Annotated in this window: 20 protein-coding genes; 13 read left to right on the top strand and 7 right to left on the bottom strand. The window is 69.3% G+C overall.

The genetic code is table 11. The annotated features are described in order from the left end of the window. Positions 1-28: 28 nt before the first annotated feature. On the bottom strand, positions 29-1,648 hold the full coding sequence (locus tag ACN27J_RS00225) for a long-chain fatty acid--CoA ligase (RefSeq protein ID WP_421362098.1): 1,620 nt from the start codon (positions 1,646-1,648) through the stop codon (positions 29-31). A 14-nt stretch (positions 1,649-1,662) separates the two neighbouring features. After that, positions 1,663-2,388: a TetR/AcrR family transcriptional regulator gene (locus ACN27J_RS00220; RefSeq protein ID WP_421362095.1), complete on the bottom strand. Its 726-nt coding sequence runs from the start codon at positions 2,386-2,388 to the stop codon at positions 1,663-1,665. A 166-nt stretch (positions 2,389-2,554) separates the two neighbouring features. Here ACN27J_RS00220 and ACN27J_RS00215 point away from each other — a divergent pair, with 166 nt between their 5' ends. The 8 genes from ACN27J_RS00215 to ACN27J_RS00180 all read left to right on the top strand — a co-directional run bounded on the left by ACN27J_RS00215 (position 2,555) and on the right by ACN27J_RS00180 (position 10,901). Continuing rightward, on the top strand, positions 2,555-3,616 hold the full coding sequence (locus ACN27J_RS00215) for a sugar ABC transporter substrate-binding protein (RefSeq protein WP_421362092.1): 1,062 nt from the start codon (positions 2,555-2,557) through the stop codon (positions 3,614-3,616). Continuing rightward, a complete protein-coding gene (locus ACN27J_RS00210) occupies positions 3,613-5,142 on the top strand; it encodes a sugar ABC transporter ATP-binding protein (RefSeq protein WP_421362089.1) in 1,530 nt (509 codons plus the stop codon). Before ACN27J_RS00215 ends, ACN27J_RS00210 begins: the two co-directional genes overlap by 4 nt. After that, positions 5,139-6,125 carry an ABC transporter permease gene (locus ACN27J_RS00205; RefSeq protein ID WP_421362086.1) on the top strand — a complete coding sequence of 329 codons (987 nt, stop codon included), beginning with the start codon at positions 5,139-5,141 and terminating at the stop codon, positions 6,123-6,125. The genes ACN27J_RS00210 and ACN27J_RS00205 overlap by 4 nt, the downstream gene beginning before the upstream one ends. Further along, the gene (locus ACN27J_RS00200; RefSeq protein ID WP_421362084.1) at positions 6,122-7,147 is read left to right on the top strand and encodes an ABC transporter permease subunit; all 1,026 of its coding nucleotides are present in this window, start codon (positions 6,122-6,124) and stop codon (positions 7,145-7,147) included. Before ACN27J_RS00205 ends, ACN27J_RS00200 begins: the two co-directional genes overlap by 4 nt. Beyond that, on the top strand, positions 7,132-8,358 hold the full coding sequence (locus ACN27J_RS00195; protein ID WP_421362082.1) for an acetyl-CoA C-acetyltransferase: 1,227 nt from the start codon (positions 7,132-7,134) through the stop codon (positions 8,356-8,358). The genes ACN27J_RS00200 and ACN27J_RS00195 overlap by 16 nt, the downstream gene beginning before the upstream one ends. After that, on the top strand, positions 8,358-9,095 hold the full coding sequence (locus ACN27J_RS00190) for an SDR family oxidoreductase (protein ID WP_421362080.1): 738 nt from the start codon (positions 8,358-8,360) through the stop codon (positions 9,093-9,095). The genes ACN27J_RS00195 and ACN27J_RS00190 overlap by 1 nt, the downstream gene beginning before the upstream one ends. Positions 9,096-9,120: 25 nt before the next feature. Next, positions 9,121-10,005: an SMP-30/gluconolactonase/LRE family protein gene (locus ACN27J_RS00185; RefSeq protein ID WP_421362078.1), complete on the top strand. Its 885-nt coding sequence runs from the start codon at positions 9,121-9,123 to the stop codon at positions 10,003-10,005. A 164-nt stretch (positions 10,006-10,169) separates the two neighbouring features. Then, the gene (locus ACN27J_RS00180; RefSeq protein WP_421362076.1) at positions 10,170-10,901 is read left to right on the top strand and encodes a glycoside hydrolase family 11 protein; all 732 of its coding nucleotides are present in this window, start codon (positions 10,170-10,172) and stop codon (positions 10,899-10,901) included. A gap of 15 nt (positions 10,902-10,916) precedes the next feature. On the opposite strand, the gene ACN27J_RS00175 is transcribed toward ACN27J_RS00180, so the two are convergent. Next, entirely contained in the window at positions 10,917-12,407 is a 1,491-nt protein-coding gene (locus ACN27J_RS00175; protein ID WP_421362074.1) for a DUF3237 family protein, read from the bottom strand. A 259-nt stretch (positions 12,408-12,666) separates the two neighbouring features. Between ACN27J_RS00175 and ACN27J_RS00170 the strand changes: the two genes are divergently transcribed. Beyond that, positions 12,667-12,879 carry a helix-turn-helix domain-containing protein gene (locus ACN27J_RS00170; RefSeq protein WP_421362071.1) on the top strand — a complete coding sequence of 71 codons (213 nt, stop codon included), beginning with the start codon at positions 12,667-12,669 and terminating at the stop codon, positions 12,877-12,879. A 361-nt stretch (positions 12,880-13,240) separates the two neighbouring features. After that, complete coding sequence (locus tag ACN27J_RS00165) at positions 13,241-15,805, top strand: hypothetical protein (protein WP_421362068.1); 2,565 nt, start codon at positions 13,241-13,243, stop codon at positions 15,803-15,805. A 133-nt stretch (positions 15,806-15,938) separates the two neighbouring features. On the opposite strand, the gene ACN27J_RS00160 is transcribed toward ACN27J_RS00165, so the two are convergent. After that, positions 15,939-17,510 carry a nucleotidyl transferase AbiEii/AbiGii toxin family protein gene (locus tag ACN27J_RS00160; RefSeq protein WP_421362066.1) on the bottom strand — a complete coding sequence of 524 codons (1,572 nt, stop codon included), beginning with the start codon at positions 17,508-17,510 and terminating at the stop codon, positions 15,939-15,941. Positions 17,511-18,475: 965 nt separating this feature from the next. Here ACN27J_RS00160 and ACN27J_RS00155 point away from each other — a divergent pair. From ACN27J_RS00155 to ACN27J_RS00145, 3 genes are read left to right on the top strand one after another with little or no spacing between them, the layout of a single operon-like run. Further along, positions 18,476-19,234: an NUDIX hydrolase gene (locus tag ACN27J_RS00155; RefSeq protein WP_421362063.1), complete on the top strand. Its 759-nt coding sequence runs from the start codon at positions 18,476-18,478 to the stop codon at positions 19,232-19,234. Then, a complete protein-coding gene (locus ACN27J_RS00150) occupies positions 19,231-20,382 on the top strand; it encodes a purine phosphorylase (RefSeq protein WP_421362061.1) in 1,152 nt (383 codons plus the stop codon). Before ACN27J_RS00155 ends, ACN27J_RS00150 begins: the two co-directional genes overlap by 4 nt. Beyond that, entirely contained in the window at positions 20,379-22,388 is a 2,010-nt protein-coding gene (locus ACN27J_RS00145; RefSeq protein WP_421362059.1) for a hypothetical protein, read from the top strand. Before ACN27J_RS00150 ends, ACN27J_RS00145 begins: the two co-directional genes overlap by 4 nt. Before the next feature lie 93 nt (positions 22,389-22,481). Here ACN27J_RS00145 and ACN27J_RS00140 read toward each other — a convergent pair whose 3' ends face one another. From ACN27J_RS00140 to ACN27J_RS00130, 3 genes are all read right to left on the bottom strand, one after another. Continuing rightward, positions 22,482-23,348 carry a transposase family protein gene (locus tag ACN27J_RS00140; protein WP_421362034.1) on the bottom strand — a complete coding sequence of 289 codons (867 nt, stop codon included), beginning with the start codon at positions 23,346-23,348 and terminating at the stop codon, positions 22,482-22,484. Between the two features lie 255 nt (positions 23,349-23,603). Continuing rightward, the gene (locus ACN27J_RS00135) at positions 23,604-24,239 is read right to left on the bottom strand and encodes a PIG-L deacetylase family protein (protein ID WP_416557560.1); all 636 of its coding nucleotides are present in this window, start codon (positions 24,237-24,239) and stop codon (positions 23,604-23,606) included. Then, positions 24,233-25,114, bottom strand: coding sequence for a 5'-3' exonuclease (locus ACN27J_RS00130; protein ID WP_416617234.1), 882 nt, complete (start codon positions 25,112-25,114; stop codon positions 24,233-24,235). Before ACN27J_RS00130 ends, ACN27J_RS00135 begins: the two co-directional genes overlap by 7 nt. Between the last annotated feature and the right edge of the window lie 5 nt (positions 25,115-25,119).

The raw sequence follows: 25,119 nt of genomic DNA, 5'->3' as shown, positions 1-25,119 counted from the left end.
TCAAAATTGAGCGATGCATGTCAATGTATCAATCAGATTGCCCGCGTTGCGCGAACTGGTCACGCAGGACGGACTTGGCGAACTTCCCGGTCGCCGTCTTGGGAATGGCCGGCAACTGCCAGACCTGATCGGGAATCCACCAGGAGGCGACCCGTCCGGCCAGATGCGCCCGTAGGTCGGCCGCGTCGACCCGGGCCCCGCCGGTGGTCACCACGCAGGCCAGCGGGCGTTCGCCCCACCGGTCGTCGGGGACACCGATCACCGCCGCCTCGACCACCTCGGGGTGCGCCATGATCTCGTTCTCCAGCAACACCGACGAGATCCACTCGCCGCCGGACTTCACCAGGTCCTTGGTCCGGTCGACGATCCGGACGTAGCCGTACCGGTCGATCGTCGCGACGTCGCCGGTACGCAACCAGCCGTCGTCGGTGAACGCGTCGGTGCCCGCCCCGGCACCGAAGTACCCGGACGCGACGGTGGGCCCGGACACCTGCAGCTCGCCGGGGGTCGTCGCGTCGTGCCCGACCCGCTCACCCGCCTCGTCGACCAGCCGCAGTTCGGTCAACGGCACGGGCGGTCCCGGCGTACCGAGCAGCGCCACCTCGGCGTCGGGGTCGAGCCCGTCGTGCACGGTCGCGATCCGCGAGCAGGCGACCAGCGGGCTGGTCTCGGTCATCCCCCAGGAGCTGGTGATCGGCACGCCGGTGCGCTCGTACCAGGACCGGGCGAGGGTGTCCGGGACCGGGCTACCGCCGGACACCACCATCCGCAGGGCGGCGAGATCCGCCCGGTCGACCAGCGGCAGCAGACCACGCCAGATCGCCGGTACGCCGGCGGCGAAGGTCACCCGGTGCCGGGCCAGCTGGCCGGCGAGGGCCTGCGGACTCATCGCCGGGCCGGGCAGCACCAGGTCGGAACCGGCGAGCATCGCGGCGTACGGCAGCCCCCAGGCGTTGACGTGGAACATCGGCACGATGGGCAGCACGACGTCCCGCTCGCTGATGGCGAAGTTGTCCACGCCGAGCAGCAGCAGCGCGTGCAGGACGATCGACCGGTGGCTGTACAGCACCCCTTTGGGGCGGCCGGTGGTGCCGGAGGTGTAGCACAGGCTCGCCGCGTCGGTCTCGTCGACGGCGACCGTCGACACGCCGTCGACACGCCGGTCGATCAACGTCTCGTAGTCCAGGATCCGGGGATCATCAGGCAGCGGTGCCCGGCCACCGTCGTCCATCACCACGACGTGGCGCACGGTCCGGAGCCGGTCCATCAGCGGCCAGACCGCCGGGATCAGGGACCGGTCCACGAACAGGACGTCGTCGGCGGCGTCGGTGACGATGTACGCCAGCTCGTCGGCGAACAGGCGGTGGTTCAGGGTGTGCAGGATCCGACCACTGCCCGGTACGGCCAGGTACAGCTCGACGTGCCGTTGCGAGTTCCATCCGAAGGTGCCGACCCGGGCGTGGCGGGGCACCTCGATCTCGTCCAGGGCGGCGGCCAGCCGCCGGGACCGGTCGACCACGTCGCGCCAGGTGGCCGCGACCTCGCCGTCGACGGTGGCGGTGACGATCCGCTTGTGGGCGAACAGCTGCTCGACCCGGCGCGACAGCGACGAGATGTCGAGTGGTCGGTCCTGCATCAGAGCGCGCATCGGGACCTCCAGCGCTATCCGCGACCGCCGTCGGCACCATCGAGGGCCGGGACGGTCTGCGTACGGGGTGGGTTCGGACCGCCGGGGGCGACCAGTTTCAGCGCGAGGTCGGCGTAGAAGTCGCCGAGCTGCTCGGGCGAGTCGGAGCCTTCGAGCCGGTACCACCGGACCAGGTCGATGCTCAGCGACAGCATCGCGCGGGTGACCCGTTTGACGTCGACCTGAGCGAACGATCCGTCGGTGACCCCGCGAGCGACGGCGTCGCGGAAGAACTCGTTGGTCTGGTGGCGCAGTTCGAGCACCTCGGCGTAGTGCTCGGCGGTGAGTCCGGCGAGCTCGTACTGGCTGACCCGGGCAGCCACATGGTAGCGGGCGTGCCACGCGGTGTAGCGCGCGATGATCGCCCGCAACCGCTCAGCGGAGGGTTCCACGGCGAGCACACCCGGTTCCTGGATGTACGCGAGCACCCGCTCGTGCCCGGTGCGGATGATCTCGAACAGGACCAGCTCCTTCGACGGGAAGTGGACGTAGAGGGCGGCCGGGCTGAGCCCGACACCCTCGCTGATGTCCCGCGTGGTGGTCGCGTGGAACCCGTTCGACGCGAAGCAACGCACCGCCGACGTCAACAGTCGACGGGGCACCTCGCCGAGCCCGCCGCTCCACAGCTGCGGGGAGTCGTCCTGCAACCGGGGATCATCCGCCAGGTCCTGGGCCGTAAACCGGGCCTGCCGTTTCGCCATGCGTGACCGTCGCCTCCTTCGTGCCAGGTGTGAGCCTTGACACCAGCCACTCTACTCGGTGACTATGCGCTTAGTAACCCGCTGGACCGAATCAGAAATCCACCGGAAACCGCCGAGAAACACCTTCCTTCAGTTCCTTCGCCCCCCGTATCCCGAAGGAGAACGCATGTTCCGCACCAGAACACTGCGCACCAGGACATCCCGCGCGAACACCCTGCGCACCAGAGCACGGCACACCAGCCTCGCCGCCGCCGCTCTCGGCTCGGCTCTGCTGATCGCCGCCTGCGGCGGCGAAGCCGCTACGTCGTCCGACCCCGACGGGTCGGCACCGCTCGCCGGCAAGACGGTCGCGCTGCTCGGCTACGGCGACAGCAACCCCTGGGGCGCTTACTTCAACGACGTCTTCGCCGACGAGCTGGCGTCCACCGGCGTCGAGATCACCGACATGACGACGATGGACCCGGGCACCCAGGTCCAAAAGTTCAACCAGGCCGTCGCCCAGCAACCGGACCTCATCGTCGTGTCGATCCTCGACACCCAGGCGATGGTGGTGCCGATCCAGAAGGCCAAGTCCGCCGGCGTGCCGGTGCTCGCCTTCGACGGACCACCCGATCCGTCGGTGGCCGACGACGTGCTGTCGGTGCTGTCGGACAACGAGAAACTCGGCGAGTACGCCGCGGAGAACATCATCGAAGGCCTCCAGGCCCAGGGACGCGACTCCGGCAAGATCATCGTGCTGACCGGTACCAAGTCCATGCTCGTCACCCAGCACCGGATGCGCGGCTTCAACCGGGTGCTGGCGAGCGCACCGCAGTACGAGGTCATCGACGAGCAGGACGCCAACTGGGACCCCCAGCTCTCCGGCACGATCGCCCAGCAACTGCTGGCCAAGTACGGCCGCGACGGCGTCCAGGCCGCTTACGGCATGGCGGACTACATGGCCCTGCCGATCATCCAGGCCGCCAAGCAGGCCGGGATCCCGGTCGGCGGCGAGGACGGGCTGATTGTCACCGGCAGCAACTGCTTCCGGGCCGGCATCGAGTCCATCCGGGCCGGCGAGCTCTACGGCACGGCCACCGAGGATCCGGGCACCATCGCCGTGCAGACCGCCGACTACGTAGTGCGGTACCTGACCGGCCAGAACCCGCCACAGAGCGAGATCGTCCAGGAGGAGCGCATCACCGCCGAGAACGTGGACGAGTTCGCCGAGCAGTGCAGCCACGTATGAGCGGGTCGCCCACCGACCGGGCCCTCGGCGCCAGCCGGCTGCGCGTCGAGGGCCTGGCCCGGTCCTTCAACGGCGTACCCGCGGTCCGGGACGCCTCGTTCGCCGTCGGGCCCGGCGAGATCCTCGGCCTGTGCGGCCACAACGGGGCCGGCAAGAGCACCGTGGTAAAGATGATCTCCGGACAGTTGGCCCCGGACAACGGTCGGATCGTCGTCGACGACACGCCGGTCGAGCTGCGCAGCAGGCAGGCCGCGCAGCGGCTGGGTGTGGCCCTGGTCGACCAGGAGCTGAGCGTCGTTCCCACGTTGACCGTGCTGGAGAACGTCCTGCTGGGCGACATCGACGTGCCGTTCATCAACCGGCGGCGGTCGGCGGTGGCCCGCTGCCGGCGGATCCTCGACGACATGGGCCTGGCGCACATCGAGCCGGACCAGTTGCTCTCCGCACTGAGCATCGGCGAACGGCAACTGATCGAGATCGCCCGGGCGCTGAGCCAGAACGCCCGGCTGGTGATCCTCGACGAGCCGACGGCCACCCTGAGCGACGCGGAGAGCGCGCCGGTGTTCGCGGCGATCCGGCGGGTGGCGGCCTCGGGCTGCGGAGTCGTCTTCGTCTCCCACCGGTTGTCGGAGGTGCTCCAGCTCTGCGACACGGTCACCGTCCTGCGCGGCGGCGACACCGTCGCCACCACCCCGGCGGCGGAGCTGACCGTCGACGAACTGATCGTGCAGATGCTCGGCGAGGCACCTCGCCGGCTCGCCACCACCCGCACGCCCGACGACGATCCCGGGCACGCGCTGCGGATCGACCGGCTGCGGGTGCCGGGCCGGGTGGCGGACTTCACGCTCACCGCCCGGGCGGGGCGGGTCTACGCCCTGGCCGGCCAGCTCGGCAGCGGCGCCTCGGACGTGCTGCGCGCCGTCGCCGGGCTGCACCCGGCGGCGACCGGAGTGGTCGAGCTGCACGGCCGGCCCGTCCCCATCCGGGATCCGGTGAGATCGGCCCGCCACGGTGTCGCGTTCGCGTCCAACGACCGCAAGTCGGAGGGCCTGTTCCTGGACAAGTCGATCGCCTGGAACCTCGTCGCGACCCGCCTGCCGGGCCTGGGGCGCGGCGGCGTCCTGCAGCCGGGACGGGAGCGCCGCGCCGCCCGTTCCCTGGCGCAACGCTCGGGACTGCCGCCGCAACGGCTGGCGGAACGGGCGGTGGCGCTCAGCGGCGGAAACCAGCAGAAGGTCTTCGTCGGCCGGTGCCTGGCCCACGACGACGGGTACGCGCTGCTGCTCGACGAACCTACCCGAGGGGTGGACATCGGCGGCCGCGCGGCGATCCACCGGCTGCTGCGCCAGGCCGCCGAGTCCGGCCTCGTGGTGATCTTCGCGTCGACCGAGATCGAAGAGCTGCTCGAACTGGGCGACGTGATCGTGACGATGCGCGACGGTCGGATCGTGAACCGCTACGACGGCGACGTCGACGGGGCACTGCTGGTCCGGGACATGACCCATGGGGCGGAGGACGAGACATGACGGATGCCGACACCGCCACCGACACCGCCGGCGGCCGGACCGGTGCCGCGACGCGTCCGACGCGACCGGGGCCACTGACCGGGCTGCTCGCCGTCGCGATGCCGCTGCTCGTCGTCGTCGCCGTGACGACCGACCGGTTCCTGACGGTGGACAACGCCCGGGCCATTCTCGCCTCTGCTGCGTTCGTGGGCATCACGGCCATCGGAGCGACGCTGGTGATGATCGCCGGATCGGCGGTTTCGCTGGCCACCTCGCAGACCGCGACCGTGGTGGCGATGGTTTTCCTGGCCACTCAACAACTCGGGCTGGCCACCGCGGTGCTGATCGCGATCGCCTGCGGCGTGGCGCTCAGCGCCGCCCAGGGGGCCGCGATCGGCTTCGGGCAGGCCAACCCGATCGTGCTGACCATCGCCGCCGGGTTCGCCATCGGCGGCGCGGCGACCTGGTTCAGCGGCGGCACTCCGGTGTATCCCGCGAACCGCGCGTTCGAACTGCTCAACGCCACCCCGCTGGGCCTGCCGCTCGCCGTGTACGTGCTGCTGGTGGTGACGGTGCTCGCCCAGTGGACGCTGCGCCGTACGACAGCCGGCCGGCAGATGTACCTGATCGGGGAGAACCGGGCCGCCGCCCGCGCCGCCGGCCTGCCGGTCGGCCGGGTGACCGTGATCGCCTGGGCCTTCTTCGGTGCCTGCACCGGCCTGACCGGGATGTTCCTGGCGTCGTTCAACACCTCGGCCACGGTGAACCTCGGCGGCACCCTCACGCTGGACGCCATCGCGGCCGTGCTCGTCGGCGGCACCGCGATCGCCGGCGGCCGCGGCTCGGCGCTGCACACCCTCGGCGGCGCGGTCCTGATCTCCGTCATCTCCGACGTGCTGCTGCTGCGTGGCTACTCCACCGGCGTGCAGATCCTCGTGAAGGGAGCCCTCGTGCTCGCCGTCGTCATCATCGTGCATCTGCGCAGCACCCGGGGGACACGGTGATCCGCCGCCAGTTGTCCCGCACCGACCGGCTGCTGCCGGCGGTCTCGCTGCTGGTCGCACTGTCCGCCTTCGCCTGTGCGCCGCTGCTCAGCGGCCGGCCGTTACGGCTGTTCGACGGGTACAACGCCCTGCAGGGCTTCGCACAGCTGGGCCTGCTGGCGCTGGCGATCGGGATCACCATGATCGCTGGCGAGTTCGACCTGTCGGTGGTCGGGACGTACGCCCTCGGCGGGATGGTCGCCGTCGGGGCGGGAGTCACCTCCCCCGTCCTCGGTGTGCTGGCCGCCGTGGCCGTCGGCGCGGCGGTCGGCGCGGCGCAGGGCGGACTCATCGCCTGGTTGCGCGTACCGTCCATGCCGGTCACCCTGGCCACCTACATCGCGCTGCTCGGGCTCACCCACGTACTGTCCGGCGGGCTGAGCCGGACGTACCCCAACAGCGCGGCGACGTTGTGGGTCGACCAGACCATCGCCGGGGTCTTCTCGCCGCGCAGCCTGCTGACGCTGGCCGCGTTCGTGGTCGCCGCCGTCGTGCTCGGCTGCACCAGGCTCGGTAGGGAGCTGCGGGCGATCGGCGGTGACCGGCGGGCCAGCCGGGTCGCCGGTGTCCGTGTCGACCGGCGGGTCGTCGCGACCTTCACCGTCTCCGGGACGCTCGCGGCGCTCGGTGGCGCCCTGCTCGGCTACAGCTTCGCCTCGGCGAACCCGGACCCGGGGCTGCAGCCGCTGATCCTGGCCGCGGTCGCCGCACTGCTCGGTGGGGTGTCCCTGGCCGGCGGACGCGGGACCCCGCTCGGGCTGCTGGCCGGTGCGCTGTCGATCGCGGTGCTGGCCCAGATCGTGGCGACCACGGCGCTGCCGGACTTCTCCACCCAGCTGCTCTACGCGGCGCTGCTCGCTGTCATCGTCGCCGTCGAAAGCCCCGGCCTGCACCGGGGGGTGGCCCGGGCCCGGGCCCACCGGGCGGACGCGAGCACCAACCACCCCATTCGAACCGAGGAGCTCTCATGCCCGAAGCCGTGATCGTCGCGGCGGCCCGCTCGCCGATCGGCCGTGCCCGCAAGGGATCACTGGCCGGGATACGCCCGGACGACCTGACCGCGCAGCTGGTACGCGCCGCGCTCGGCCAGGTGCCGGCGCTCGACCCCGTCGAAGTCGACGACCTGCTGCTCGGTTGTGGGCTGCCCGGCGGCGAGCAGGGCGACAACATGGCCCGGGTGGTGTCGGTACTGCTCGGGCTGGACAGCGTCCCCGGCACGACCGTCACCCGGTACTGCGCCTCGTCGCTGCAGACGACCCGGATGGCGCTGCACGCGATCCGGGCAGGTGAAGGCGACGTGTTCGTCTCGGCCGGGGTGGAGACGGTGTCCCGCCACGACCGGGGCACCTCCGACTCATGGCCGGACACGCACAACCCGGCCTTCGCGGCGGCCGAGCATCGGACCCGGGCCACCGCCGAGTCCGGTGCCACCCGGTGGACCGACCCGCGTGAACAGGATCGGCTCCCGGACGTCTACATCGCGATGGGGCAGACGGCCGAGAACCTGGCCCGGTCCAGGGGCGTCGGCCGCGAGGAGATGGACCGGTTCGCCGTCCGCTCGCAGAACCTCGCCGAACAGGCGATCGGTGCCGGCTTCTACGCCCGGGAGATCACGCCCGTGACGCTGCCGGACGGTTCGGTGGTACGGGCCGATGACGGCCCCCGCCCCGGCGTCACCTACGAGGCCGTGGCCGGGTTGCGGCCCGCGTTCCGGCCCAACGGCCTGGTGACGGCGGGCAACTGCTGCCCGCTGAACGACGGTGCCGCGGCACTGGTGGTCATGTCCGACCGGCGGGCCCGCGACCTGGGGATCACCCCGCTGGCCCGGATCGTCGCCACCGGCGTCACCGGCCTGTCCCCGGAGATCATGGGTCTCGGGCCGGTCGGCGCGTCCCAGCAGGCGCTGCGGCGGGCCGGCATGACGATCGACGACGTCGACCTGGTCGAGATCAACGAGGCGTTCGCGGCGCAGGTGATCCCGTCGGCCCGGGACCTGGGCGTCGACCCGTTCGGCGACAAGTTGAACGTGCACGGCGGGGCGATCGCGATCGGGCACCCGTACGGCATGACGGGGGCCCGGATCACCACGACACTGCTCAACGGGCTGCGTGCCACGGACTCCACCGTCGGGCTGGAGACGATGTGCGTCGGCGGCGGCCAAGGTATGGCGATGATCCTGGAGAGGCTGTCCTGATGTCCAACCTCACGTTCGACTTCACCGGCCGGACGGTCCTGGTCACCGGGGCGGCACGCGGAGTGGGGCGGGCCATCGGCGAGCGCTTCCATCAGGCAGGGGCGGCGGTCTACCTGGTCGACCTCGACGCGCGGGCAGTGACCGACACCGCCAAGGAAATCGGCGCGACCGGGCTGGCCGCCGACGTCGCCGACACCGGCCAGGTCACCGAGGTGGTGCACCGGGTCGTCGCGGAGACCGGCCGACTCGACGTCCTGGTCAACAACGCCGGGATCCTCCGGGACGGGATGCTGTGGAAACTCGACGACGACGACTACGAATCGGTAATGGCAGTGCACGCCGGTGGGACGTTCCGGATGACCCGGGCGGCGGTCCCCCATTTCCGCAGGCAGGGCGCGGGACGGGTCGTCAACGTCACCTCCTACACCGGGCTGCACGGCAATCCCGGCCAGTCGAACTACGCCATGGCCAAGGCCGGGATCATCGGCTTCACGAAGACCGCCGCGAAGGAGCTCGCCCGGTTCGGGGTAACGGTCAACGCGATCTCACCGAACGCGCAGACCCGGATGATCTCCGCGATTCCCCCGGAGAAGCTGGCCCAGCTCACCGCGACGATCCCGATGGGCCGGTTCGCCGACGCCACCGAGATGGCCGCCGCGACCGCGTTCCTCGCCTCTGACGAGGCGTCCTACATCACCGGCGTCGTGTTGCCCGTCGACGGCGGGCTATCGCTCTAGCAACCCTGGAAAGGAGAGGACGGACATGGCAACGAGGTTCAGCACCGTAGCCGACGGGTTCCACTTCTTGGAGGCACCGCGGTGGCGCGACGGACGACTCTGGTTCGTCGACTTCTACGGACACCAGGTCCTGTCGATGACCGAGGACGGCTCGCAACTGCGCCAGGAGGCGCAGGTGCCACACCAGCCCTCCGGGCTCGGCTGGCTGCCCGACGGTCGGCTGCTGGTCGTCTCGATGCGCGACCGTAAGGTGCTGCGTCGGGAGCCCGACGGGACGCTGTCCGTGCACGCCGATCTGAGCCGGCACGCCACCGGGCACGCCAACGACATGGCGGTGGACGACCGTGGGCGGGCCTACGTGGGCAACTTCGGCTTCGACCTGATGGCCGGCGAGCCGCTGAGACCGACCGCACTGCACCGGGTGGATCCCGATGGCACCGTCACCCAGGTAGCGGACGACCTGTGGTTCCCCAATGGAAGCGTACTCACCAACGACGGCGTCCTGCTGGTGGTGGAGACGTTCGGCAACCGGGTCACCGCCTTCACCGTTAGCGACGACGGGGCACTCACCGACCGGCGGGTGTGGGCCGAATTCGGGCCGCTGCCGACCGACCGCCAGGTCGAAGCGGCACTCACCCAACTGCGCGTCGCTGGCGACGGCGCCTGCCTGGACGCGGCTGGTGGACTGTGGATCGCCGACGCCACCGGCGACCGGCTGGTCCGGGTGGTCGAGGGCGGGAGGATCACCGATGAGCTCACCCCGGGCTCGGCCGTCTACGCCTGCGCCCTCGGCGGCGCCGACCGTCGGACGCTGTTCGCCTGCGCCGCACCCGACTTCCACCAGGAGGCCCGCGCGGCCGCCCGGCAGGCGCGCATGCTCGCTGCCCGGGTCGCCGTCCCGGGCCGCTGAGCAGTTCGACGGCTCGTGGTAGCCCATCTCCGTCACCTGTTGACATACCGCCGAAGTCCGGCCGACACTTCAACCACTGGTTGATGTTTATCAATCACTTCTCGACGGATCCCACCAACGCCGGCCGACGCCGGTGCCGATCGAGCGGCAGAAGAGGTCGATCAATGAGCGAGACGCTTGGTGCCGGCTCGACGAGCAGGCGGATCAGACTGCTGGCCAGCGCCGCCTGCGCCGCGCTGCTGGCGGTCACCGCGACCGTGCCGGCCAGCGCCGCCCACGCCGACGAAGCCCATTCCCGCCCGGTGGTCACCACCAACCAGACCGGCACCCACGACGGCTACTTCTACGCATATTGGAAGGACATGGGCGACAGCACCATGGTCCTGGGCCCGCAGGGTCAGTACGGCGCCCGGTGGACCGGCATCAACAACTGGTTCGGCGGCAAGGGCTGGGCGACCGGCGGCCGGCGGACCGTCAACTACTGCGGCACCTTCCACCCGGGCGGCAACTCCTACCTGGCGCTGTACGGGTACACGACCAACCCCCTCACCGAGTACTACGTGGTGGAGAACTGGGGCACCTACCGGCCGACCGGTACGCCGATGGGCACCGTCGTCAGCCAGGGCGGCGCCTACGACATCTACCGAGTCCAGCTCGGCGTCGGCAGCACGCCGTACTACCGGTACTACAGCGTCCGCCAGCAGAAGCGCTCCAGCGGGACCATCGACACCGGCGACCACTTCGACGCGTGGGCCCGCGCCGGCATGCACCTCGGCACCACCATGGGCTACATGATCATGGCGACCGAGGGTTACCAGAGCAGCGGATGGTCCCATGTCACGGTGGACAGTGCCCCGACGGGGCGGTGCGCTCCGGCGCCTCAGGTGCCCCGGTGACACCGCCGCCCTCCCCTACCGGCGTTCGTAGAAGGTGATGCTCACTCCGCCCGGTGCGAAGCCGGGGTCGGAGCTCAACCAGGTGTTCGCGTTGAGGAAGGCGTACGGGCCGGCCGCCCGGGCCTCGAAGGTCGGCACCAGCCGACCGAACGCCCCGCAGTTGCGGACCAGGATCAACTCACCGTCGCTGGTCGACAAGGTGTACCGGGCGTCCAGCGTCGTGGTCGAGCCACTCAACTGGTAGTCCGCACCGCCGGCGAGGATCGATCCGGCCACCCGACCACTGATCGTCCCGCCGGTGATGGGGATGATCGTCCGGGTGCCACGCTTGCTGGCACCGACGGCGAGGCTGGAGCCGAGCGTGACGGATGCGGTGAAAACGCTGGCACCCCTCGTACCGCCGCCGGTGGCGCAGTTCCATGACTGGTGGGGCAGGCCGGCGGGGTCCGTGAGCTGGATCCGAGGCTCGGTCGGGGACACGCCGGAGACGTCGTAGACGGTGAGTTCGACGGTGTTCGTCGCGGTGTCGAGCACCCGGGCGCCGACGAACGTGCCGGTGTTCAGCCAGGCGTACGGGCTGGAGCTCGGCGCCTCGAAGTCGGGCACGATCCGGACGGCGGCGTCGCCGGAGGGGGCGACACCGCAGCTACGCAGGTAGATGAGGGTGCCGTCAGCCGCGCGCAGGACGTTGATCTGCTCGACCTCGACGGCTCCGTTGGTGAGGGTGAGCTCCAGGTCCAGTCCGCCGGTCAGGACGGTGCCGCTGAGCCGCTCTCCGACGAACGAGCCGCCCGTCACGTCGAGCAGGCGACGATGGCCGTACTGGGTCGCGCCGACCTCGCGGATGGCACCGAGCTGGGCCGCGACACGCAGCACGAGCCGGCCTCGGGTCGGTGGCACGATGCCAGTGGGCATGTTGCACGTCCAGGACGGGTCGGGCACGATCGTCGGCTCCAGGTCGCCCGGCGTCGTACTCGGCGTCGGCGGGTTCGGCACCGAGGGCGTGACGCTCGGCGTCGTACTCGGGGTGGGTGTGGGTGTGGCACTCGGCGTCGGCGGGTTCGGCGCGGACGGTGATCCGGACGGAATCGTACTACCGGTGCAGGGGGCGCCGTTGAGCACGAAGTCGGTCGGGGCCGGATTGGTGGCGTCGTTCCACGTCCCGTTGAATCCGAACGACGCGCTCGACCCGGTGGCGAGGGAGCCGTTCCAAGCGGCGTTGGCAACGGCGACCTGGGTGCCGGTCTGACTGGCGGATCCGTTCCAGAGCTGAGTGATCTGTTGTCCGGCGGCGAACGACCAGGTCAGCCGCCAGCTGCTGATCGGATCACCCAGGTTGGTGACGGCCACGTTTGCGCCGAAACCACCGGGCCACTGGCTGGAGACGGTGTAGGTCACCCGGCAACCCGTGGCGGCGTGCGCCGACGTGGCGATGCCGCCGACGGCGACGGCGAGAACAGCGGAGATCGCCCCCGCGATCAGGTGCCGACGATGAGCGAGCCTCATCTGGTCCTCCCGGGAACGGCGACCGAACCCCAGGTACGAGGGGTTATGTTACACAAAGTGTCTCCGTCGAACGGAAATCTGTCAATCGATGTAGATGGATAGCTTGGTGCTCAGCTCACCGACAGGATGTCGAGCTGTCCCCGGTGGTCGCTCATCCCCGGCTCGGCACCATCCGGTAGTCGTGGACCCGGACCGGACCGGCGGTGAACGCCCCGTCCAACCGCCACAGCGAAGTACTCCCGTCCGGCCAGGAGACCGGGTGGTGCGCGCTGTGGTCTCCGACGACGGACGGGGCTTCGACTCGGATGGCAACGCCCAGATCGCCAGTCGGCTGTGTATCACAGAGGCCACCGTCAAACGGCACCTGACGAACATCTACGCCAAGCTGGACGCGGTGTCGCGGGTCGACGCGGTCCGCAAGGCCACCGCAGCGCGGCTGATCAAGCCGGTGCCGCAGGCACCGGTCAGCTGACCGGGCTCGCACGCCTCACCGGGCTTCGGCGCACCCCGTCGCCGTTGACCACCGTGCTCGCACCTTCGACCGACGACGGGTGAGGACCGGTCATCCGGCAGGCGTTCGTTGCCGTGCCTGGCAAGAACATTCGCCCTCTGGGTCCGCGATGGTGCCAGGCATTTGGCAGCCGTAGGTTGATCATCGAACCCGAGAACAGGAGGCGATGTCGGTGGTCGAGGAATCCCGGTGGATGGACATCCGCGAACGGGGCCGCATCGCACCTTCGCGCACGGCTGGGTCGAGTTGCTGACCGGCCGGGACGGTCGACTTGACCTGGTCGAGGGCCGACAGCTCCTCGACCCGGTGACCGGTCGGGCCGGTGTTCGGCGATGACGAGCCGTTGCGGATAGCGGCGACGACCGTCGACGGCCGGCTCCTGGTGGCGACGTTGAAGAAGGGACGTGTGCGGGTGTGGTCCGCCCGCACCGGGGAGCCGGTCGGACCGCCTCTGGAGCCGCCGACCGACGACCCCTTCTGCGAGGTGTGGTTGGGGCCGGTGGCGGGCCGGCTGACCGTGTTCGCCCAGACCCGCTCAGGGAGCGTGCGGGCTTTCACCCCGGACACTGGCGAACCGGCGCCGGTTGCGGTGGTCGACGGGCTCCACGTGGCGTCGATGGTCGTGGCGGAGCTCGACGGACGCACCACGGTCGTGTCAAAGGACAACAACGACTCGTACTCCGCGTCCGTACTGGTGTGGACCGTTCCGTCCGGCGGGGGTGCGCCGGAACTGGTCGGCCGGTTCGGGTCGAACGCCAGCCACGTTGTCCTCGCCGCCGCCGCCGGCCGGCCGACCGTGGTCACCGGTGCCGTCGACGGTGGCGTGCGCCAGTTCGACCTCACGACGGGAGTGCAGTCCCCCAGCCTCTACCACGGCTGCGACACCAGCGGGCCGATGGTCGTGACCGAGGTCGACTCGCGGCCGGCGCTGGTCGGCGGTGGCTCCGACGGGCTGGTCTGGCTCTGGGACGCGGTGAGCGGCACACCGCTGGCGCGCAGGCCCCTACCCGACACCGAGAACGTGACGCACCTGGCGGCCGCCCAGTGGTCGGGCCGCACAGTGGTGGTCGTCGGTGACGCATTCTGGAGGGGCGACACCTACTACCAGCGGGTCCGGCTGTGGGACCTCGCCGCCTGGGCACCGATCGGCATGCCGCTGACCGTCGCCGGAACCTACGGGCACCTGACGTGCGTCGCCGTCGGCGATAGCCTGCTGGTGCTGCTCGCCCCCAGCTCCGATGAGCCCCTGATCCGCTGGGATCCGGCCAGTGGTGAGGTCCATGAGGATCGGCATCGGACCCAGGTCACCGCGCTCACGGTGGGAATGGTCGCCGGGCGGACGGTCGTGGCGACCGCCGAGGAGGGCCGGGGCGTGCGGGTGTGGGACGCAGCCACCGGCGACGACCTGTGCATTGTCACCGGCCATCCGGGACCGGTGTCCGCCGTCGGCATCGGCCGGGTCGGCGCCCGCGCCGTCTGCGCCACCGGCGGTCATGACGGCACCGCCCGGGTCTGGGACCTGGCGAGCGGAGCGCCGCTGGGCGAGCCGTACGTGGTCAGACACAACCCCAACTGGGTCCACGACCCGCAGACCGGTCGATGGGGTGAGGAGATATTCAACGCCGGTAGGTACGCGGTCAACGCCGTGGTGGTCACCGACTGGGACGGACGGCCGGCGCTGGCGGCCCGGGCGGTACGGCAACACGCCACGGACGGGCCGGTGCTGTGGTTCCTCAACGACCCGCCGGCCCCGGCCGGACACCGCCTGGAGATCACGTGCATCGCCGCCGGAACGGTCGCCGGCCGGGCCGTCTTCGTCACCGGCAGCCTGGACGGGAGCCTGCTGCGGTGGGACGCGGCCACGGGGCAGCTCACCGGCGAGCCGCTCACCGCAGGCACCCCGCAGCCCGCTCCGATCACCTGTGTGGCCCTGGCCGAGGTCGGCGGCCGCAGCGTCGTCGTGGCCGGCGACAAGAGCGGCGACATCCTGCGCTGGGACGCCGCCAGCGGTGAACGGCTGCAGCCGCTGGGCCGGTTCGTCGGACCCGTCCATGAACTGTCCGTGGCCGGGCACGACGGACGCGTCCTCGTCCTGGCCGGAGGCAGCGACGAGGACCACCGCGACGACATCGGCGTTGGCGTCGAGGAGGACCAGGACGAGGACGCCTTCGGCATCTCGTCCGAGGTTGAATTCGACAGCGAATTCTTCGACAGCGCCAATCCCCTCACCGTGTTCCGCTGCTGGGATCTCGGCACCGGCGAACCGTACGGCGAGACGCAGCGGCTCGCCAGGTACTGGCATCTGGTTCGTCAGGAGCTGACGGTGGTCGACGGAAGGTTCGTCGCCGCGACGTTGATCGGGGCGGCCGTGGTCGACACCCCGGGCGACTGCGGCGTGTGGGCGTGGGACGTCGAAACCCGCCGGCGGGTCGGGCCGACCCACGGGTACCTGGCGGAGGATCACCCCGCCTTCGCGGTGACCTTGGTGGACGGTCGAGCCGCAGCGGTGTTCACCGAGGACATCTACTCCGATCCCGACGATGAGGCAGAGGAACCGGAGCGCGGTCTCCAGGTGCGTGACCTCGCCACCGGCGAGCGGATCGGCGCGACGTTCCGCGACCACAAGTGCGGCGACTCGCAGTACGCGGACGCGGTTACCTCGTCGGTGCACCGGGGGCAGCCCGTCGTCTTCAGCTCCTGCGCCGGCACCCTGCGGGGATGGGATCCCCGCACCGGTGCGGCGATCCCGCCGAACCCCATCGCCGAGGTGCGGCTGTACTCCCTCGCGGCGGCGGTCGTCGCTGGGGAACCGGTCGTCGCCGGATACGGCTTCGAGGACACCGCACCACAGATCTGGAACGCGGTCTCCGGCAGGGCGATCCGCTGACCGAGCCATGGTCGCCCGAGCATCGGATCCAACAGCTGCACGCCCGGATCACCGCACCTGAACAGCGCAAACACCTCGGCCGGCGGGGATCATGGATCCGGTGGTACGTCCTCCGAGGCTTCATGCTGCTGGATCAGGTCCAGGCTTGTTCGAGTGCCAGAGCCAGTCGCCTGGTCCATTGCTCGGCGGTGCCGGTGATCGCGGGGTACTCATCGGTGAAGTTGGTCCAGTCGACTTGCCAGGACAGCACCGTCTCGGCCGTGAAGGTGTCCGCTTCGACGCCAAGCTCCGGCCTCATGAGCCGCCGGACCAGATGCTGGTCGACGGTGGTGTGTTCGGCGAGCAGGACCGCGTCGTACAGGTCCTTGCCCTGGGGCCACATGTCGGTAGCCAACCAGAGTAGCTTCCACGCCAGCGACAAGGAGGCGGACGCGGCCAGGATAGGCTTGTCCACCCCGGGTAGCGCCACCGCTTCCGGCGGGCAGGGCAGTTGCTCACCAAAGACGACGTCGATCTGCACCTCGCCATCTGGTAACCCCGGCGCGACGAACGGAACGACGAGGCGGCGGCCGTCGGCGCGTTCGTAGGTCCAGATCTCCGACTCGGCGATCCGCTCTGGTCGCAGCCCCGGACCCGGGTCTGCTCGGAGAACGCTCCGGATGTCGTCGAGCAGGACGCGGGCATCGGCACTGTCGCTGGTGATGGTGTGCGGGGTGACGACGAAGTCGAGATCGCGAGGCTCACGGGCATCATCACCGAACCAGGCGGCCATGGTGACGCTACCCCGCAGAACCAGACAGCCACCCGCTGACGTTGTCGCGATAGCCGCCAGGACGTGGTTCATCGCAGCACGCCGGGCATCAGCCCACCGCCGACCGACACTGTCCACCGCGAAGTCCGGTTCAGCGGTGCGGTAGGCGTTCGGGTACTGCTTGAGTGCCGGGTCGAACACCGCCCTCTGACGGACAGTCGAACTGGCCGGTACGGGCAGGTACGTCGGTGGGAAACCCGGGGAACCCGCCGGAGCAGATCGCATCTCGGCCTCACGCGCCTGGACCCAACCGCTCACAGTCCGCTTCGGCAGGTCCAGCCAGCCCTGGTCGTGGTGGAGGTCGCTGTCGAACACCACGTACTCCTGCTCCACCCTGACAATCTCGTGTCCGGCAGCGTTCAACGCCTGGAGCAGCTCATCCAACCGCTGCTTGGCCGTGACGAGCCCGACGCCGTGGCACCGCTGGTTGACGAACCGCTCCTGGGCACCGTCCGCCGTCTCCCGACGAGCGTTACGTGACAGCCGCGCCCCGTACGGCACGACAAGGTCAGTGATAGCCGCCAGATCCGCCACCGTCGTCCTGGTCAGCAGCAGTTTGACGTGATGCTCAAAGTACCGGCCCGGCGGCTCGGCCACCGCCTGTTCATCCGACTGCGGTACGCCGACGCACCACGGCGCCGCCTCAATCTTCGAACGGCACGGGTACACGCCCGCCTCACGCAGATCGCGCTGCCAACGCTGCACCGACGCACGCTGTTCGACCAGGGTCCCTTGCCCGGTCAGGGTGATCATCGGTTGAGACGTGAACCTGCCACGGTCGAGTACGATGTGGACGAACTTCAGGCCATGCTGCGCAGCGAACGCGGACAACTTCTCGGCCTGATGGGCGTGAACCGTAATGTGGATCTCGAAGTCCCCCGCCACATCCAGCACCGGCGCAGTCTATGGCACGCCCACCGGACGGCCCAACGCATTCCGGGACCAGCACCGGCGGCGTCACGCCGTAGAGTCGCACCGTCGCCAGCGGCTGCAGACAGCCGCGCCCGGCCCGACGCCCAGGGTGCCGCACCTCAACGGCGAACAGACATCCCGGAAGCTGTAGCTGAGATTGGCCTCCGGTGGAGGTCTCGTACCCGGCCGCAGCCAGGGCGACCTCGACGGCGTACCCGGACGGGCGACCATCGGCGGCGGCGAGCAGCTACGTAACGCCCTTTTCCGGGTCTAGGCGCGCGACGACCCGGGGCGGTGCGGCCCATCTTCATGTCAATCTTTCGCACGAGTCGACCGCGCCGCCCCACCTGACCCGCCTCTCCCCGAGGTCGCCCAAGCCAAGCCCCGTGGAGCAGGACAACCGGTCGACGGAAGCTGTTACCCCTGGGGCGCGGCCCCGATCCCCAGGTGAGGGCCACCACAGCAGCAGGCCCGTTACCGGATGTCCGGCAACGGGCCGCGTGACGTGCATGTATATCTGGTGGGCGATACTGGGTTTGAACCAGTGACCTCTTCCGTGTCAACATTGCCCGGACAGCGGCCGTGACCTGCCCAAACGCGGTTTGGGCAGGTCACGGCGAGTCCCTTGAGCGCCGTTGACATCCGTTCGACGCCGTTCACGCCCGGCCGCCGCACCCCATGATCCAACCCGCCAGGCAGGGCAGCCGGGAGCACCGCACCCGCGACTTCCCGATCACCCCGACAAACATCGCGGAACGCTCCCCCACCCAGGCGAATCACCACACCTGACCAGTGCAAACACCTCGACCGGCGGGAGCACTCACACCGCCACCACGTGTCGACGACGCACTGATTCAGGCGGCGTTGCCATCTGTCGGACTCACTTCTTGATGATCAAGCCGCTACTTCGAGTGTCGGCGACGCGACAGCTCAAATGACTTCTTGTCATGTCGACAAAAAGCTATGGTCGAGTGGTGCCCGATGACATATGGGAACCACCCCGGATCCTGCTCACCGTCGATCTCGTGATCCTCACCCTGCGCGATGGCCGTCTACACCTGCTTCTCGTGCGGCGCGGCGTCGAGCCGTTCGCTGGGCAGGCGGCGCTGCCTGGTGGATTCCTCGCCGATGAGCGCGAGGACATCCTCAGTGCCGCCCGCCGGGAGCTGCGGGAGGAGGCGGGGCTCACCGACATCCCGCACCTGGAGCAGCTCGGTACATACGGCGACCCCGACCGTGACCCTCGTGGACGCGTAGTCTCCGTCGCCCACCTCGCCGTCGTGCCGCGCCTTCCCGAACCCATCGCCGGAACCGACGCCGCAGCCGCCGAGTGGACGCCCGCCGATGACGTACTTGCCGCGCGGGTACCGCTTGCCTTCGACCACCTACGCATCGTCGTCGACGGGGTGGAGCGTGCCCGTTCCAAGTTGGAGCACACAGGGCTCGCGACCGCTTTCTGCCCCGAGGTCTTCACCCTCACGGAGCTGCAGCAGGTCTACGAGGCCGTCTGGGGCACGCCGCTCGACCCCCGCAACTTCTACCGCAAGGTCCAGGGCACGAAGGGCTTCGTGGTCCCCGCCGGTCCGCCGCGCGCCACGGGCACCGGTCGCCCGGCCCGCGTCTACCGCGCTGGTCCGTGCCAGAACCTCTACCCACCCATGATCCGCACAGCTTCGGCCGTCACACCCGGAGGAAATGAGAGATGACCAGACCCGTGGTCGTGCTCACCGCACTGGACCTCGAGTACAACGCAGTCCGCGAACGTCTCACGAAAGTCGAACCCCACGTACATCCGATGGGCACGCGATTCGAACGTGGCACAGTGACCGGAGGCTCCTGTGAGATCATTCTCGGCCTTGTCGGCAAGGGCAACCACCCCTCCGCCGTCATCGCCGAGCGCGCCATGACCGAGTTCGATCCGGAAGCGGTCATCTTCGCCGGTGTGGCCGGGGCGCTCTGGCCCTCCGTCGGCCTCGGCGACGTCGTCGTGGCCACCCACGTGTACGCCTATCACGGTGGCACCAGCGAGAGCGACGCGTTCCGCACCCGACCTCGCGTGTGGGAAATCCCCCATGTCTGTGATCAGCTCGCCCGGCACCTTGAGCGGGAGCGGCGCTGGGCACGGGGCCTCGCCGGAGGAGTGCCCCAGGTGCGGTTCGGCCCGATCGCCGCTGGAGAGGTCGTCCTCGATTCGGCGTCCTCGCCCGAGGCGACGCTTATCCGTGATCACTACAACGATGCGTTGGCGGTGGAGATGGAGTCCGCCGGGGTCGCCCAGGCCGCCCACCTGAACCGCTCTCTGCCGGCCGTCGTCGTCCGCGGTATCAGCGACCGTGCCGACGGGACCAAGGTCCACACCGACGGCGAGAACTGGCAGCCGCGTGCCGCCGCCAACGCCGCGGCCTTCGCCCTCGCGCTCGCTCAGGAGCTCGGGGCGCAGTATGGCTCTTCCCCTCGCCGTCCTCGGAAAGAAGCAGGTGATGCGTCGATGTCCGGCTCTGTCAGAAACGTCGCCAAGGGCAACGCCCACGTCGGATTTCAAGCACATACCGTTCACCACGCGACCGTCTACGGCGCGCCGGGCGGCCCCGGCAGGGAGACATTCCACGACCAGCTCGCAGACTTGCGCGCCGCGCTCCGTAAGTGCCATGAGGCGGGTGACGTGGACACGGTCACGTACCGCGCTGCGGAGCAGGAGATGGATGCCGCCGCCGCAGAGGTTCCTCCGGCCGACGACGAGGCACGCAGTCGTGCGACCACCGCCCTGCGGAAGCTGCGCGGCCTGCTGCTGGACTGGACGGATCTCGCCACGCGGGTCGCGGGGATCATAGCGGCTCTGCGGGCCCTGTCATGAGTGCCGGACCGCAGGAGAAAGCGTTCATCAACGTCGCGGACGGCGATGCCCGGGTCGGGTTCCAGGCCCAATGGGTCCACATCGAAGGCGGGTACCACGTCAGCGAGGACGACCCGCCTGAGCGGCAGTTCGAGGTCGGCCTCCACTACCTGGAGATTAGCGCGCCGTCCAAGGCGAGGGAGCTGATCATGAAAGCGGTCGCCCGGGGCTACAAGTACTCCCGCGCCTATTTCTACCTGGCGCTCGCACTGCTGAGCGGCCGTACCGTGCAGAGCCTGACGGACCAGGAACTCGCACAGTTGGCACAGGTGCGCCGTTGGGCGACACAACGCTCCGAAGATCCCTGGGCTCGGGGCATCAATGTCGTCGGCTCGCTGCTGGACTCGCTGCCGCAGACCACGGCGGAGACTCCCGACCCGGCCGAGATCGGTGCGGTGGTCAAGGAGTTCGAGTCGCTCGACCCGTCCCTACAGGAAAGCATCCTCAACCATCTCGAGGTCTTCCTGGCCGGCCCGCATCAGGACTGGACCTGGGAGAAGACGTTCGCGGCCGCGCGGCGCGACAGGACGGCCAAGGACCGGGCGCAGCGCGTCTGGAAGTTCTTCCAGCCCAAGCCGGTACGTCCTCGGCCGGTTCCGCCACCCCCGCTCCGCACCGACGCGGCGGACGTCCTGCGCGCCATCGGCGGCTCGGCGCTGCTCCTCGTCACGGGCCTATTGGTGATCAACTACGCCTTGGCGCACTCGTGGCCCCGCTCGGCCGGCTACCTGATGATGGCTCTTGGAGCCGCCGTCGTGACGGTCCGGGCGGGATTCACGATCCGACTGGCTCAGCATCGACGGCGGATGGCCCGCCAACGTCTCACCTTCACACCTCAGCGTGTACCCGCACAGTCCGACCGGTTCGCCTCAGCGATGGACTCCCTGTTCGACCGCTACTTCGGACGTTACCTGCCGCAGGGCCTGGCCCGGGAGACGTGGCTGGCGGAGACGGCGGGCATCCGGCAGTCCCTGCGCAACGAGCTGGTCGAGCTGTACCGGGAGCAATCGGTCGACGCCAAGCGGGTCGCCTGGCTAGTGAGATTCCTCGCCAGCGACGTCAAGCGGCTGTGGCTCAGCGGTGAACTCACAGCGGATCCCGAGAACTCGCGAGTGCCATCCTCGACGTGGGCCGCCTTCGGCGCCGCCGTGTTCGCCCTGGTGGTTGCCGGGCCGCTGCTCCTGTGGCAGGCCCTCGTCGAAGCACCGTTCACGACGGCGATCGCGACGGTCGGCGTCGTGGCCGGGGCTCGCCTCGCCATCCAGGGCTGGCATGCGCTCCTTCTCGAGCGCCACCGCTACCGGGACGACTTGGTCCGGGTCCGGCACGACTACGAGGACCGGTGCGCGGCGTACGACAGGTGGGTACGCAAGTTGGAATCGAAGCCAACCGACGCGGAGATGGCGCACTGGCTCGACTGCGATCGCAAGATCCTGGTCCAGGACACGCTGCGGCACTACCGCTTGGCCGCGCAGGACGTGATAGCGCACGCCTTCATCGAGGCGCCCGTGCCCGGGTGCAAGCGGGCCCGAGTCAGCAAAGGACCATGGCGCTACTCGCGATACAAACTTCTCCTCTTCCTGCTCACCAAGGACGGCGTCCGCCAGGTGACGGTCACCCTCGACTTCGAGACCACGGGATTCGGCGATCAGCAGCGCCTCACATACCAGTACAACTCGGTCGTTGCGGCGCACGTCGTCGATGCCCGCAACGGCGAGAAAAAGCTCTCCCTGACCCTGACGAACAACCCCCGGGACGAGCTGACGATCAATGGTGAGTGGCCAGGCATGCCGGAGCTCGGCGACGACGACCGCATCGCCTCCCAGGTCTCCCTCGACGCCTCGGGTCTCGATCGCACCCTGCATGTGCTGGAAGGCATCGCCGCCGAAGGCAAGGAGTGGATCACCCACGAGAACCGCCGGGAACGCGCCGGCCTACGACGGCTCGTCGCGGCTATGGAGGACTGACCCACGCGGCGCTGGCCACTTCAGGGGTCACGGCCAGCACTCAGCATCGATCACCGCACCCGGAGGACTTCCCGAAACTATTACCGGGCTTTCTCAACGTAATCCGTAAACGCGAAAGATCTCCAACTTCATTACCGTACGTAATGTGGCAGGAAAGTGTTCCAACGATCTGCGGAACCCGGTCTTGAGAACCTTCCAACACTTCAGATGGGCGATCGCGCGTTCGACGGCGGCGCGGAGCCGGTTGAGTGCGGTGTTGCACGCGCGTCGGACCCCGGTCAACTCCCGACCCCGAGGCTTCTTGTACGGACTCACGATGCCGGCACCCTGGTACCCCTTGTCACCGATCATCCCGGGCCCGCCGGGGGCGTAGTGGCCGGCCCACCCGGCGGCGATCCCGGACACGTCGAACGCCTTCCGGTCGTGCATGCCACCCGGACACGGGTCACCCACATCGACCACCCGCCCGGCGAGATTGGCCACCACCTGCACGTTCTGCCCACAGAAGCCCTTCTTCTCGGAGAACAGCCCGTCGACGTCGTCGCGTTCCCCGACCGGCGCGACCAGACCATCGACCAGGACCGCGTCCCGGCGGGCCTGGTCACGGACCTGCTCGTACAGCGGGGTCAACACCACGTCCACCAGCGGCTCCAGCTCCTCCTGATACCGCTCCACGGTCGTCGAACCGCAGCCGAAAACCTCACCGATCACGTCCGGCGCCAGATTGTGCCGCAGCCCGAACAACACCAGCACCAACGCCGTGTACAGCGGCAACGCCCGAGGGCGCCCCACCGGCAGGTCCCAGTCGACCAGCGCGTCCACCTGCTCGTACAGCCAGTCCAGTTGATCGGAGTCCAGTCCGGTCATACGCTCACAGCGCGGCGGCCGGCCGTCGATCGTTTGAGTCCACACAACCCAGATGATCCAGACGTCGCCGGCCGCCGTTTCCACAAACGACACGCCCACCTTGGTCACACCACAGGCCGTCACCCCACGTAATATCGACGAACCTCGGTGCCAATCGGCTCGAAGCCTATTGGGAAGTCCTCCCGTAGTACATGGAATTCCCATGCAGTTTATTTGGGTCTTGCAAGTTTCGTCGCGCAAACTGCTACGCGACTAGTCAGAGCGGCCCGCATTCACTCGGAATATCAACTTTGTCCACTTAGCGAATCTACGTCCAGTGAGTATTGCGGCAATTCGTGCGTACTCCACCTAATGCCCCGATAGGGAGAGTGGGGTGGTGGGGAGTCGGCCAAGGACGGGTACGGGTGCGAAGGCTTCGGCGTACCGGACACCGGCTCGTCCGCCGTGGAGGCGGGCCAGGGTGACGGCCATGGGGCCGAAGTGTTCGGTGATGGGTTGGGACTGGTGGACGGCGAGCGCGGTGGTCTTGGTCCGCCAGACCGAAGTGATGTCGATGATCGTGGGCAGATTTAGCGGGTGTCCGTGGCGGTCGAGGTTGTGGTAGCTGTCGCATGTGTAGACGGCGTGGGGTCTGCCGGTGCTGATGACGACGTCGGGTAGCGCGGTGAGCAGCGTCTGCGCCGCATGTTGGTGGTCGGGGTGGATGTCGTCGGGGTTGTGGGTGATGACGACCCCGGGCTGAACGCCGATGAGAAGTTCCCGCACCGCGTCTACGGTGATGCCGTCGAGTAGGTGCGGTGTCGCGCCGAGGATTCGGGCACCGGCGACGGCTTCCCGACGCCGGGTCGGGTTGAGACCGGGGGCCGCGATGGTGACGGGTACGCCGGTGGCGGCGTGTACGGCGAGGGTTCCGCCGGCCCAGAGTTCGGCGTCGTCGGGGTGGGCCATGACGGTGAGGATTCCGCCGGTGGGGGTGGCTACCACAGTCCGAGTTCCTCAACGATGTCGGCTGGTCGGGGTAGTGCAGGGCTGGGGGTACCGGTCGGGTGGTGGGGCAGGTCGAGGGTGGTCGTGAGCCGGATGATGTCACGCCACTTGAGGGCGAGGTCGTACTGCTCGGCGACGGTTCGGCCGCGGCCGGTGGCGAGCCGGCCGGAGGCGGGGAGGTCTTCCAGGTGAAGTCCGCCGTCGAGGAGTCGCGCGGCGGTTTTGGCACCGATGCCGTGGACGCCGGGTATCTCGTCGGCGGGGTCGCCGGCCAGGGCTCGGAAGTCGGTCCACTGGTCGGGGGTGACCTGGTGGCGGGCGTACACCTCGTCGGGGGTGACGAGCCGGTGGCCGGCGCGGAAGCGGGTGTTGAGGACGTGTACGCGGTCGGTGACGAGTTGGTAGTAGTCCCGGTCGCGGGACATGACGATCACGGATCGCGGGGAAGGCGTGGCATGGACGAGCGTGGCGATAACGTCGTCGGCTTCGGCCTGGTCCAGCTCGATCCAAGCTATGCCACAGCTGTCGAGGCCCCGCTTGACGTCGGGCAGGAACCGCAGCGGTAGCAGGGCGTCGTCGTCGGTGGGTCGGCTGGCCTTGTACCCGTCGTGTTCCTGCTGGCGTGCCCGCGAGCCGTGTTCGCCGTCCCAGACGACGATGACTTCGGGGCTGCCGCCGGGGATCTCGTTGCGGATCGCGACCCGTAGCAGGGCGAAGAAGGCGAACAGTCCGGTGAGCAGGCGGGTCTTGTCGCGGGAGTAGATCGGGGCGGGGAAGCCGAAGGTGGCTCCCCACAGGAGGTTGTGTCCGTCGACGAGCAGCAGCGGCGGGACGGCTGTGGTGTCGGCGGGGATCGGGAGCGTTGGCTGCATGGGGC

It is taken from the genome of Solwaraspora sp. WMMB762 (assembly GCF_049179115.1).
Taxonomy (GTDB): domain Bacteria; phylum Actinomycetota; class Actinomycetes; order Mycobacteriales; family Micromonosporaceae; genus Micromonospora_E.
The sequence above is the reverse complement of the archived record's forward strand: the minus strand, read 5'-3'. Positions and strand labels throughout refer to the sequence as shown.